The sequence below is a fragment of the Hydrogenovibrio thermophilus genome, from assembly GCF_004028275.1.
Classification (GTDB): Bacteria; Pseudomonadota; Gammaproteobacteria; order Thiomicrospirales; family Thiomicrospiraceae; genus Hydrogenovibrio; species Hydrogenovibrio thermophilus.
On record NZ_CP035033.1, the window covers coordinates 1,452,620 to 1,464,936 of the forward strand.

The 12,317-nt window shown below is 49.8% G+C and carries 15 protein-coding genes; 6 read left to right on the forward strand and 9 right to left on the reverse strand.

Annotated features, from left to right (window positions below; translation table 11 throughout):
* Window positions 1–4: 4 nt before the first annotated feature.
* Entirely contained in the window at window positions 5–529 is a 525-nt protein-coding gene (locus EPV75_RS06785; RefSeq protein WP_128384891.1) for an MBOAT family O-acyltransferase, read from the reverse strand.
* An 88-nt stretch (window positions 530–617) separates the two neighbouring features.
* On the opposite strand from EPV75_RS06785, the gene EPV75_RS06790 reads away from it, so the two are divergent.
* Window positions 618–1,334 carry an REP-associated tyrosine transposase gene (locus EPV75_RS06790; protein ID WP_128384892.1) on the forward strand — a complete coding sequence of 239 codons (717 nt, stop codon included), beginning with the start codon at window positions 618–620 and terminating at the stop codon, window positions 1,332–1,334.
* Window positions 1,335–1,440: 106 nt separating this feature from the next.
* On the opposite strand, the gene EPV75_RS06795 is transcribed toward EPV75_RS06790, so the two are convergent.
* From EPV75_RS06795 to EPV75_RS06815, 5 genes are all read right to left on the reverse strand, one after another.
* Window positions 1,441–2,145 carry a DUF445 domain-containing protein gene (locus tag EPV75_RS06795; RefSeq protein WP_128384893.1) on the reverse strand — a complete coding sequence of 235 codons (705 nt, stop codon included), beginning with the start codon at window positions 2,143–2,145 and terminating at the stop codon, window positions 1,441–1,443.
* Between the two features lie 41 nt (window positions 2,146–2,186).
* Window positions 2,187–3,062: a 23S rRNA pseudouridine(2605) synthase RluB gene (gene rluB / locus EPV75_RS06800; RefSeq protein WP_128384894.1), complete on the reverse strand. Its 876-nt coding sequence runs from the start codon at window positions 3,060–3,062 to the stop codon at window positions 2,187–2,189.
* Between the two features lies 1 nt (window position 3,063).
* Complete coding sequence (locus EPV75_RS06805; RefSeq protein WP_128384895.1) at window positions 3,064–3,729, reverse strand: site-2 protease family protein; 666 nt, start codon at window positions 3,727–3,729, stop codon at window positions 3,064–3,066.
* Between the two features lie 30 nt (window positions 3,730–3,759).
* On the reverse strand, window positions 3,760–4,383 hold the full coding sequence (locus EPV75_RS06810; RefSeq protein WP_128384896.1) for an L-threonylcarbamoyladenylate synthase: 624 nt from the start codon (window positions 4,381–4,383) through the stop codon (window positions 3,760–3,762).
* Between the two features lie 148 nt (window positions 4,384–4,531).
* Window positions 4,532–5,404, reverse strand: coding sequence for a PHP domain-containing protein (locus EPV75_RS06815; RefSeq protein ID WP_029938141.1), 873 nt, complete (start codon window positions 5,402–5,404; stop codon window positions 4,532–4,534).
* Between the two features lie 222 nt (window positions 5,405–5,626).
* On the opposite strand from EPV75_RS06815, the gene EPV75_RS06820 reads away from it, so the two are divergent.
* The 5 genes from EPV75_RS06820 (at window position 5,627) to EPV75_RS06840 (ending at window position 8,664) form a co-directional block, all read left to right on the forward strand.
* Window positions 5,627–6,280, forward strand: a complete 654-nt coding sequence (locus EPV75_RS06820; protein WP_128384897.1) for a septation protein A — start codon at window positions 5,627–5,629, stop codon at window positions 6,278–6,280.
* A gap of 30 nt (window positions 6,281–6,310) precedes the next feature.
* Window positions 6,311–6,610: a YciI family protein gene (locus EPV75_RS06825; protein ID WP_128384898.1), complete on the forward strand. Its 300-nt coding sequence runs from the start codon at window positions 6,311–6,313 to the stop codon at window positions 6,608–6,610.
* A gap of 55 nt (window positions 6,611–6,665) precedes the next feature.
* Entirely contained in the window at window positions 6,666–7,130 is a 465-nt protein-coding gene (lexA, locus tag EPV75_RS06830; RefSeq protein WP_128384899.1) for a transcriptional repressor LexA, read from the forward strand.
* A 20-nt stretch (window positions 7,131–7,150) separates the two neighbouring features.
* Window positions 7,151–7,660, forward strand: a complete 510-nt coding sequence (locus EPV75_RS06835) for an asparaginase domain-containing protein (RefSeq protein ID WP_127119705.1) — start codon at window positions 7,151–7,153, stop codon at window positions 7,658–7,660.
* Between the two features lie 98 nt (window positions 7,661–7,758).
* The gene (locus EPV75_RS06840; protein WP_128384900.1) at window positions 7,759–8,664 is read left to right on the forward strand and encodes a DMT family transporter; all 906 of its coding nucleotides are present in this window, start codon (window positions 7,759–7,761) and stop codon (window positions 8,662–8,664) included.
* 55 nt (window positions 8,665–8,719) lie between these two features.
* Here the strand turns inward: EPV75_RS06840 and yjgA are convergent, their stop codons facing one another.
* Genes yjgA through EPV75_RS06855 form a run of 3 tightly spaced genes read right to left on the reverse strand, consistent with a single transcriptional unit; the run spans window position 8,720 to window position 12,247 of the window.
* Window positions 8,720–9,265, reverse strand: a complete 546-nt coding sequence (yjgA, locus tag EPV75_RS06845; RefSeq protein ID WP_029938147.1) for a ribosome biogenesis factor YjgA — start codon at window positions 9,263–9,265, stop codon at window positions 8,720–8,722.
* Window positions 9,266–9,298: 33 nt separating this feature from the next.
* Window positions 9,299–11,317 (reverse strand): NAD-dependent DNA ligase LigA, encoded by a 2,019-nt coding sequence (gene ligA, locus EPV75_RS06850; protein ID WP_128384901.1) that lies wholly within the window; start codon window positions 11,315–11,317, stop codon window positions 9,299–9,301.
* 15 nt (window positions 11,318–11,332) lie between these two features.
* Window positions 11,333–12,247, reverse strand: a complete 915-nt coding sequence (locus EPV75_RS06855; protein WP_029938149.1) for a cell division protein ZipA — start codon at window positions 12,245–12,247, stop codon at window positions 11,333–11,335.
* Window positions 12,248–12,317: the final 70 nt, after the last annotated feature.

The window sequence follows — 12,317 nt, forward strand, 5'->3', positions numbered from 1 at the left end:
TAACCTAAAAATTAAAGTATAAAAATACTGTGCTTGAGCTAATAAACATGGTGTAACTAGCAATCACAAACAAAAACACAGCATAAGCCAAATAGACTGCTAAACGCTTATTGATTGATTGAGACCCATCCTTCGAATTGCTTACTTTTATAAATCCTGTTAACTGCGCTGTATTCTTTAGTGCAACAATACAAAAAGCGAATACTATCGCTGCATACGCTAATAGATTCATAAATAATCCAGCCGGAACAAACTGGGATAAGAAATCAATTAAAGTTCCACCCCATGCGATGGAGCTTGTCGGCGCATGACCCAAAGTGATTTTCATTGCACCTTGAATGTCTACCATACCGCCGAGAACTTTTAATGCAGAATCCATATCTGTCGCCCTAAAGAATACCCAAGTAACGTTAATAAAATTAAACGTAATCAACCATGCCAACCATGTCCACATTTTATAGCCCAGCTGTTGCCATAAACGGTGAATAATTAAAGCTACACCATGTAATGAGCCCCAAATAACAAACATCCAGCTTGTAACCAAAGGGGTCAGACTCGATTGCTTTTTGATCTCTAAGCGTTACAATACACCGCACCACTTTAAAAGAGGGGCATTTATGGCTCGCCTTCCCCGATTTTCCATTCCGGGTCAACCACAGCATGTGATTGTTCGTGGCAATAACCGTGAACCGATTTTTTATTCGGATGCAGATTACCTTTTCTATCTTGAAAAGCTTCAACAAGCTTGTGAGAAGCATAATTGCGATTTGCATGCTTATGTTCTGATGACGAACCATGTTCACCTTATGATTACACCAAATACGGATAATGGCATATCAAAAGCAATGCAAATGATTGGGCGTTATTATGTTCAGTATTTCAATCACTCTTACAAACGCACAGGAACTTTGTGGGAAGGACGCTATAAGGCGACTTTGATTGATAGTGAGGCTTATGCGTTGAGCTGTTATCGCTATATTGAACTTAATCCTGTCCGAGCCGATATGGTGAGCCATCCCGCTGAATATCCTTGGTCGAGTTATCGTTGCAATGCACTTGGTAAAGCGTGTGACTTTATTAAGCCACATCTTCTCTATCAGCAACTTGGCCGCAATAATGTGGATAGAGCGAAAGCATATCAAGCTTTGTTTGAAGACCGAATTCCAGATAAAACATTAGATGAAATTCGGGAGGCGACGAATAAGGCTTGGGTTCTGGGAAGTGATTATTTTAAGGAAAAGATACAGGCGCAATTAAAGCGACCGGTTGCTCCAAGAAAAAGAGGCGGCGATCATAGCTCTGCTGATTTTAAAAAGAAAAGCAATCGAGTCTGACCCCATTTTGGGACAGCAGTGAGTCTGACCCCATTTTGGTAACCCCCATTGATAAACGTTAAAAACCGCCAGGCCTGGCGGTTTTTAGGAAAGCGTTCGATGAGGATTAGAGTTGCAGCAAGGCATTGGAAGCCAACCCGATCAGGCCACCGAATACACCACCCCAAACAACCAGCCAACCTAAGTGCTCTTCAATCATCTGTTGCACCATGGTTTTGACCATTTTCGGTGTGAGTTCGGCCAAACGGGCTTCGATAATGGCTTCCACTTTATGCCGAATTTCCGCCATCACATCCGGTTGATCGATTTCATTTTGCAGCAATTCCACGAACTGCTCTTTTTCGGTCATTTCAATCAACGCGCTTTTCATATTGGTGACAAAGGGTTCTTTCAGCGGATTCAACGCCTCCTTGCCACCAAACATGCCGAGCATGCTGCCGAAACTGGACGCCATAATCACATCCGCCAAACGGTCGAAGGCCGGGGTTAAATCGACTTTTTCAATCACCGGAGCTAGATGCAAACTTGGCTGGGCGCTTTGGTTAACAAAACGGTCGATGTTTTCCTGTGAGAAAAACTGCTGCATCATCAAGTCCCGAATGGCTGTCTTGAAGGCTTCAAAACGTGCTGGAATGACCCCGGAACCCACCAGGCCTGGCACTTTTTCAAATAACATATAAATGGCCAACCAGTTGGTCAATGCGCCCGACAAAGCAAACAAACCGACCATTAACAGCCAATTGTTCGGCAAGAGCAACCCGGCCATTAACAATAACAAACTAATGAGGTTGGTAATAAAACTCTTATTCATTTTGAAACAAGATTCCTATCAAATGCATTTAAATCTTTGAATTACTTGCGTTTACCTTTGTATGGGCTTTTACCGCCCGATACCGACTTATTGGCATTTGTGGGGCGAGTGCGGATATCCGGCCGGGCCTCTTCCGGCAAACCAACCGATTTCAACAGTTGATTGATTTGCTTCCAGGTTAACGCTTCCGTTTTGCCTCGGCGCAAAGTACGGGGTAAATCGAAAATGCCGTAGCGAGTGCGCACCAAGCGGCTGACTTGCACGCCTTGCGCTTCCCAAATACGGCGTACTTCGCGGTTACGACCTTCCTTGATGATGACTCGATACCACTGGTTGATGGAATCGTCTTCTTGTTGCGGAATTTTGTCAACGCGTTCAAATTTGGCCCAGCCGTCTTCCAGCTTGACGCCTTTTTTAAGCTGCTTGATGATGTCATCCGACACCTCGCCAAACACGCGCACCGAATATTCCCGCTCCATTTCATAGGACGGATGCATCATGCGGTTGGCCAGTTCGCCATTATTGGTCAAAACCAACAAGCCGGAGGTATTGATATCCAGGCGACCGACACTGACCCAGCGACTGTTGATAATACGCGGCAAATGCTCGAAGATGGTCTCTCGGCCTTTTTCGTCTTTTCGGCTACACACCTGCCCTTCCGGTTTATTGTATAAAATGACCTGAGTCGGTTGGGTGGCGAGACGCGTTTCGCGGACTTGCTGATCGCGGACTTTAATCGTATCCGTGGTAAACGCACGGTCGCCGAGTGTGGCGACTTTACCGTTGACCTTCACCAGACCTTCGGCAATCAGTTTTTCCACTTCGCGCCGCGACCCGAAGCCGCCGCGCGCCAAAATTTTCTGAAGCTTTTCACCCTGCGGCTTGGCAACGTTTGTTGTGTGTTTTGTATTCGTCATATCAGTGTAATCCCACCAGTTGCAGCAAATAGCCCTGAAGCGCTTGATAAGGCCCGGAAATAATCGGCCCCAATACGCCTAAAAACATCATGCCTAATAGAATAAATAGGCCATAAGGTTCCAGGCGGTTGTAAGTGTAAGATAAGCCGGATGGCAAAAACGCCGATACAACGCGGCTGCCGTCCAACGGTGGGATCGGAATCATGTTCAGCACGAGCAACACCAGGTTAATGGCGATGCCCGCCATACCGGAATAGGCCAGAAACTGACCGATATTGTCCGGAGAGGTGCCGCCGGCCGACAGGTCGTAACCGATTTTGGCGACAATCGCCCAACCGATGGCCATCAGCAAATTCGATAATGGCCCGGCCACCGCGACCCAAGCCATGTCTCTGGCCGGATTTTTAAAGTTACGGGCATTCACCGGAACGGCTTTGGCCCAGCCAAATACAAACCCGCCCAGCACCAATAACGCAATCGGAACAATGACGGTACCGACCAAGTCGATATGCTTTAATGGGTTTAAGGTAACGCGACCGAGCATTTCCGCGGTTTTATCGCCCAGTTTGGACGCCACCCAGCCGTGTGCCGCCTCATGCAAGGTAATGGCCAGCAACACCGGAATGGTCCAAATGGCGATTTTCTGCATTATCGAAAGTTCAATCATGATTTCCTCTCATCAGCCGAATGCGTTCGACTATTCGTTAAACTCGCCCTGCCCCTGGCGAATCAAGACCGGCACGTCTTCGGTAAAGTCGATAACGGTGGTGGGTTCATAACCGCAAAAACCACCATCCACAACCGCATCCAAAGCATGGCCGATGGTTTCCTGAATGGTCCAACCATCCGTCATCGGCAATTCTTCGCCCGGTAAAATTAACGATACCGAAATCAACGGCTTGTCAAAATAAGACAGCAGCGCATTCGTAACGGTATTGGGGGTGACGCGTAAGCCGATATATTTACGCTTCGGCGTTTGCAAACGGCGCGGAACTTCACGGCTGGCCGGTAGAATAAACGTATAAGGGCCCGGTAAATGCGATTTCAAATAACGAAATTGTACATTTCCAACTTTTGCGTAGGCCGACAAGTGGCTTAAATCGGGGCAGACCAGTGTGAAGTAATGCTTGTCGTCCAACCGGCGAATGGCACGAATGCGGTCGGCGCCCTCTTTATTATCCAGCAGACAGCCCAAGGCGTAACCCGATTCCGTCGGGTAGGCAATAACCCCGCCCGCGTTCAAAATATCCACCGCCTGCTTTAAAATTCGTTCTTGAGGATTGTCGGGGTGTACCGACAGATACTGGCACTCTCTTCGCACAATGATTTCCGTTTGATTGGTTCGCTGGCCATCGCTTAAGATGAAGGCCGGGATTTACAACGCGAAAATTATACTGCAAAACCCTTAAAAAAGCGCTAGGAATCCAATGATTACATTCGTTTAATTCAATGGTCCGAGTGTTAGCTCTCTAGGAAGACTGAGCGCCTTTCTCGATTGCCGTGCCGGAAAAGCATTCTTCAAACAATTGCCAAACCGGTTGGCAAGCCTTCGGCATGGGCGCAAGCCATCCCAAATCCCGCCAGCTCTGCTCCGGACGGTGAAAATCGGATCCCAACGACGCGTAAAGCTCATAGCGTTCGGCCCGTTGCGCCATGCCAATTTGTTCGGCACAAGGACGAGGTTGATTCACCACTTCAAGCGCCTGACCACCGGCCGCTTTAAAGTCTTCAATCATTTTGTTGAGTTTATTGGAGCTGATTTTATAGATATGCGGGTGCGCAATAACCGCTATGCCGCGGGCATCGAGAATCCAATCCACAACTTCCGTCAACTCCGGCCACTCGACCGGCGCATACATCGGCTTGCCCTTTTTCAAAAATTTATCAAAGGCTTGTTGATGGTTCTTGATATGTCCTTCTTCAATCAGCGCTTGGGCGAAGTGGTTACGGCCGATCATGCCTTCGCCCACCGCCGGCAGGATTTTTTCCAGCAAGCCATGAAAGCGACGACTTTGAAACTTGGCGTCAATTTCAAATGCACGTGTCCAGCGTTTGATACGGTTCGCTTTCAACCCGGCTTGCAGGCGCTCGTTATCGACATCAATATTCAGCCCGACCACATGAATGGTATGGCCCTGCCATTGACAGGAAATCTCCGACGCCGGAATCAAATCCAAACCGTTTTCTTGGGCATAATCTTGGATTTGTTCGTAACCGGCGGTGGTATCGTGGTCGGTAATCGCCAAGGCGGAAAGCTCCTTTTCCAGGGCTCGGTCAATCAATTCTTTGGGGGACAAAGAACCGTCCGATGCGGAGGTGTGGCAGTGAAAATCGGCTTTCATGATATTTCCTAATTGCGTTGGTTCGAAGATGTCGAGATGGCATCAATCCTGACGAAAACGGTAAAAAAACCGCTTGCGGGTTTCTTTACAGCGGAATCCCATATAAAATTGCGGTTCCAGAGTCATTCAGCGAAAACCATTGGTGTTCCCATAAATGGTTTTATTTAACGGTAAAAAGAAACGGCTCTTTTTATTCTACCAAACACAGCCAAAAGTATTGCAATGAAACTATTATTCGATTTATTCCCCGTCATTCTCTTTTTCATCGCCTTCAAACTCTACGGCATCTACGTCGCCACTGCCGTCGCCATCGTCGCCTCCATCCTGCAAGTGGCTTATGTCTACGCCAAAAACAAGCGCGTCGAAAAAATGCACATCATTACTTTAGCGCTAATTATCATTCTTGGGGGCGCCACGCTGATTTTCCAAGACGAAGCCTTCATTAAATGGAAACCGACGGTCGTTAACTGGGGCTTCGCCCTGATTTTCCTGGGCAGCCACTTCATCGGCCAGAAGCCGATTATCCGCCGCATGATGGATCAGGCCATCAGCTTGCCGGATCGTGTCTGGCTGAACTTAAGCTATATGTGGATTGTGTTTTTCATTTTCTCCGGCATCGCCAACATTTACGTGGCCTACCAATACGACACCGACACTTGGGTGAACTTCAAACTTTTCGGTTTGATGGGCTTGACGCTGGTGTTCATCATCGTACAGGGCATTTACATCAGTCGCTACATCAAAGAAACCGGTAAACAGTTCGATGAAACCGAACAACGTGTGATGGATGCGTCCATCGAAACCCTGGCCGATGCGGAACTGGATTCGGTTTCACCGGCCAAGTCGCGCAACAAGCCGTCCGACGACAGCCAATAACTTATTCGTTTTATCCGCCCGGAGGATTCCATGCTTTATTCCATCTTTGCCTATGATGTTGAAAACAGTTTGCCCTTGCGCGCCGAGGCCCGTCCGGGTCACATCGCGCGTTTGAAAGAAATGGCGGAACAAGGCCGCCTGATTCTGGCGGGCCCGAACCCGGCCGTCGATTCCGAAGAACCCGGCGACGCCGGTTTCAGCGGCAGCTTGATTGTGGCTCAGTTCGATTCACTGGAAGACGCCCAGGCCTGGGCGAATGCCGACCCTTATCTGGCCGCCGGTGTCTATGAAAAAGTCGAAGTCAAACCGTTCAAAAAGGTACTTCCATAAGTCGCCGTTTCACGTTAATATTGGACGTATCCGAAACTGACAGCGAGATGCAATCATGTCGAATGTGGCCTATCTGATTCCAAAACGTAATCAAAAACTGCAACTGGCGGAAGCCGACTCGGTCGAACTCGTCGACATCGATTTCGTACAAGTGCCGTTACTCGGTTGGACCTCAGCCGGTGAGCCCATTCAAATGGAAATGGACTACGACACCGTGGCCGTGCCGCAATCCATGGTGCGCAAGGAAACCTTTGCCCTACGCGTCAAAGGGAGTTCCATGATTGAGGAGAACATCGAAGACGGCGACATCGTCATCATCGAGCGCCGCTCCACGGCTGAAAACGGTGAATCCGTGGTGGTTCGCATCAATAACGAAGAAGTTACCATGAAAAAGTTCTACATCGAGAAAAACGGCATTCGCTTGCAACCGGCCAACTCGGAAATGGAACCGATTTACATCACCAATGAAAACATCGAAATTCTGGGCATTGTCACCGGTATTCTACGGCAGCCCGGATAACGCAGATAACGGCAAACGGAATGCACCCTAAAGACCCGAAACTCACGTTGCTTGTCACCGGCGGGACGCTGGATAAAGACTACCAAACCACCACCGGTGCTTTGGTCTTTTCCGAAACCCATTTGCCAGCCATGCTGCGCCAGGCCAACACCACTCTGGCGGTTGAGACTCGGGTATTGATGCTGAAAGACAGCCTGGAAATGACCGATTTGGATCGGGACGAAATCGCCCAGGCCTGCCAGGACGCCGACACCGAATCCATCGTCATTACCCATGGTACCGACACCATGGTCGACACCGCCTTGGCGCTATCCGAAAACGCCAACCTGTGTAATAAAACCATTGTGCTCACCGGCGCGATGCGACCTTTCCGACTGGGCGAATCCGACGCCTGTTTTAACCTCGGCGCCGCCCTCACGGCCGCCCAACTGGCTCAGAACGGTGTTTACATCGCCATGAACGGCGAACTGTTCGAAGCCTGTCGAGTGATGAAAAACCGACAAAAGGGTGTTTTCGAATTGACGGTCTAGTGGATGTAACGCAACACAACACCTTGGTTTGAAACACCCGCCCCGAAGCCTTCACTTCCATATTTTTTCGGTTTTTACACTTTGAGGATTTCTTATTTATGAACGTTTTATTGGCTTATCTGGCCGTGGTCGCCATTTGGGCAACCACGCCACTGGCAATTCAGTGGAGTGGCCAGGTTGACTGGTTTGTTGGGGTCGCCGGGCGGATTCTGATCAGCGCCACTTTGATTATTCCGATTTTGATTTGGTGGACCCGGCAGCCTTTTTCGTTGCAATGGCGGGACATCAAAATCTATTTATCCGCCAGCCTGGGCATGTTGGGCGGTATGACGCCCATGTATTACGCCGCTCAAACCATGCCCTCGGGCTGGATTTCGTTGATTTTCGGGCTGACGCCGATTGTCACCGGCGTGATGGCGTTTTTGATTTTAAAAAACCTACAGCTGACCTTCAGTAAATACCTCGGCATCGTCGTCAGCTTCAGCGGTTTGGCGGTGATTCTCGGCCCGAATCTGGATTGGACGCACGGCCAAAACCTACTGATTGGCATTGGTTTGGCGGTGATTGCCGTCACCTTTCACTCCCTGAGCACGGTTCTGGTCAAAAAGTACAACCATGGCTTGCCGAACACCCATATTGTGGCCGGGGCCGTCTGGATTACCAGTACGGTGTATCTACTCGCCCACCCGCAATTCTTGACTCAACTGCCAACCTTGCCGCCGAAAGCCCTGAACGCCATCGTGTATCTGGGCGTATTCGGCTCCTTAGTCGGGTTCATCCTCTATTATTACGTTCTGAAACGGTTGGATGCGATTCGGTTGGGGTTGATAACTTTGATTACGCCGGTCATGGCGTTATTGCTAGGGCATTTTCTGAATGACGAACCCTTGAACAGCCAAATCTGGCTGGGGGCAGGCCTGGTAATTTTAGGATTGATTTCGTTTGAGTTCGGACACCGCATCTCCAAAGAAAACTTCCGCTTGCTGACGTCTAGAATGCCTTAACGATTTAACTGCACAAAACGGGAAAGGAGCGATCTATTCCATTTATTAAAAGGGATTACCACTCCAATCCTTTCAAATACTGAAAAATCGCTCGATACGCTTTCGGCGGCTTGTTTTGCTCGGCTTCTTTTTGGGCATTGCGAATCCATTGGCGTAACTGACTGCGATCGGCATGAGTGTATTCCGCCATAAATTCATTCAGGGCGTCGTCCCCTTCTTCCACCAAGCGGTCGCGCCACTTTTCCAAACGATGAAAATGCGCCGTTTGCTGTTTGGCTTTTTGTTCGATTTCAAACAATCGTTGTTTGATGTGTACAATCAGCGGCTCGTTCTTACGCAATAATTTTCCGAGGAACAACTTCTGACGCTTTATCGCCGGGCCGTTTTTCATTTCTTTCAGTTGCATGATGGCTTTGATGACATCATCCGGCAATTCAAAGGATTTTAAGGCGGAATCGGACAGTTCGGTCAATTGCACGCCCAAATCGGTGACGGCCTGAGCGGCTTTCTTAATGTCCGTGCGGCTTTCGAACTCTTCCTGTTCCCAATCCGGGATTTCTTTTTTGGCTTTGGTTCGGTTGACATTACGTGGTCTGACCATAATCATTTCCCATATCAGATGTTAAACGCTTTTTTAAACGCGCGGCGGCATCATTGCCAGCCATTCGGACTCGTCCAGCACCGCCACGCCCAGCGATTCGGCTTTGGTCAATTTCGAGCCGGCCTTCTCGCCGGCCACGACATAATCAGTTTTGGCGGACACGCTGCCGGTGACTTTAGCACCCAGCGATTCCAGCCAGTCTTTGGCTTCCGGGCGGCTCATTTCGGTCAAAGTGCCGGTCAACACCACCACCTTTCCATCAAACGGCGAATCAACCGGTACGTCGGCGGCTTTCGGTGCCGGCCAATGCATGCCGGCATCCAGCAAACCTTGAATCACTTCTTCATTATGCGGTTCCTTGAAAAAGTTCACCAGGTGTTCGGCGACAACTTCACCGACGTCATCCACCTCAATAAATTCTTCAAGCGTGGCCTGCTGAATACTGGGCAAGTCTTTGAAATAATTCGCCAAATTCCGCGCCGTGACTTCACCGACTTCCGGAATCCCCAAGCTGTAAATGAACTTGGCCAAGGTGGTTTCGCGAGACGCTTGAATGCCGTCCACCACATTCTGTGCCGATTTTTCCGCCATGCGTTCCAACGTCGCCAATTGCTCGACCGTCAGATGATAAAAATCGTCCGGATGTTTGACCCAACCGATATCGACCAGCTGGTCAATCAGTTTATCACCCAAGCCCTGAATATCCATGGCTTTACGCGACACAAAATGATACAGCGAACGTTTGCGTTGTGCCGGGCAAACCAATCCACCCGTGCAACGGTAAACCGCTTTATCGATTTCCTTGACCACATCGGAACCGCATTCCGGACAATGGCTCGGCATTTCAAACAAACGGGTGTCGTCCGGACGTTGTGCCAACACCGGTCCCACCACTTCGGGAATCACATCACCGGCACGGCGCACGATGACGGTATCACCGATGCGGACATCCTTACGGCGAATTTCATCCATATTATGCAATGTGGCATTGGAAACGGTCACACCGCCGACGGAAACCGGTTCCAGACGCGCTACCGGCGTAATGGCGCCTGTACGCCCAACCTGCACTTCAATACCCAGGAGCTTGGTCCAGACTTCCTGCGCCGGGAATTTGCGCGCGATGGCCCAACGAGGCGCGCGAGCGGTGAACCCAAGGTGTGCTTGCAAGGCAATACGGTTGACTTTATAGACAATGCCATCGATTTCATAAGGCAATTCGTCGCGCAAGCCCAATATTTTTTCATAGTAACCCAACATTCCGTCCAGGTTGCGAACCACTTCGGAATTCGGGTTGGATGGCAAGCCCCACGCCACCAGTTGCTCAATCATGTCCGAATAACGTTCCGGTACCGGCCAGTCATCGCTGATTTCACCCCAGCCATAGAGGTAGAAACTCAACTGACGTTTGGCGACGATTTTGGCATCCAGTTGTCGTAAGGAGCCCGCGGCGGCGTTTCGAGGGTTGGCAAACACTTTGCCGTCAATGGATTGCTGATAGGCGTTCAGTTTCTCAAACGCCGGTTTGGACATGAACACTTCGCCGCGCACTTCCACCACTTCCGGCCAGGCTTGGCCGAAAAGTTTCAACGGAATGGCTTGAATGGTGCGCACATTATGGGTGACGTCCTCCCCGACCTGGCCGTCGCCACGGGTGGTGGCTTGCACCAGTTCACCGTTTTCATAACGAATATTGATGGCGAGACCGTCCATTTTCGGCTCGGCGGAAAAGTCGATTTCCGCCAGGCCTGGCTCTTTTTCCTGAATGCGTTTCAAAAACGCCGCCAGGTCTTCATCGTTAAAGGCATTGTCCAGGGAATACATGGCCAACGCGTGGCGGACGGTTTTGAATTCGGTGAGCGGCTGATCACCCACCCGCTGACTGGGCGACTCCTTGACCACCCAATCCGGATGTTCCGCTTCGAGCGTCAAGAGTTCTTGATACATCACATCGTATTGCGGGTCGCTGATCAACGGATCATCGAGAACGTAATACTGATAGCTATGCTTATTGAGGGTTTCAACCAGGTCGAGGTAGTGTTGGCGTTCGGACATAAAAGGGGTTCGGGCTTAGATGGCCGCCGATTCATAGGCCACCGCTGCATCGCGCATGGCTTGCAGGTCAGACTCTTTCAAAAGATGGCGCTCGCCGTCATACAGTCGGCCGTTCAGACGCTGGGAGATTTTGCGCGACATCATAATCATGTCATGCATGACCGCCGGTGCTTTAACGGTGGTCGGCAATTCCAGAATCAACACCACGCCGGCGGTTTTCAATTCGCTGTTGGTCGGTTGGTCCAACGGGAAAGTGCCCGGCTCCATCAAATTGGCGACACGAATGATTTCATTGCCCATCGAATCCTTCTTGACAAAAATGCCTTGCTCGGAAGGCACCAAGCCGACACCTTGCAAGGTTTGGTTGACTTTAGGCCATAGGAAATCATCGGTCCCCATCACGATGATGGCGAAAATTTGAGGGTCTTTCAGTTCGGTTTCCACTTCGGTCTCCGGCGTATTCACGCCGCCTTCCGGAATGCCAAAGCTCGGCTTGTAGTCATCGTCATCAGCGGATGCGCCGCCTTCTTCCACGCCGCCGACCGGATGAATGTCTTCCGCTTCCAAAACGATGTGGCGCGGTTTACGCTCTTCGGTTTCCGAAGGTGTTTCTTCTTCCTGCGTCGGCGCTTCCGTTTTGGGTTTTTCAAACTCTTGTCCAAACGACAAGCCCAACTGGGAGTCCGGAATCACTTCTTCTTCCTCGCCGTCCATATGCAGACGATGCTGAGTTTGTTGCGATAAGGGAATGTGCGCTTCGCCCAGTTCGTTCAAGGCCTTGTCGGCCGACGTGCGGGTGTTTTCAACAGGCGGTTCAGGCTGGGAGTCTGGTGCTGATTGATTGCGTTTTGCCTTGATTTTTTGAAGGATGTAAAGCCCGGCAATGACAATAATTGCAAATATCAGTAACACTTGTTGCAATTCGTTCATTCAGCACTTCCCTTAAATTTGTTTGAGTTGATAGAATATTGACCAATGAATGCGCAAAATTTTACTTTAA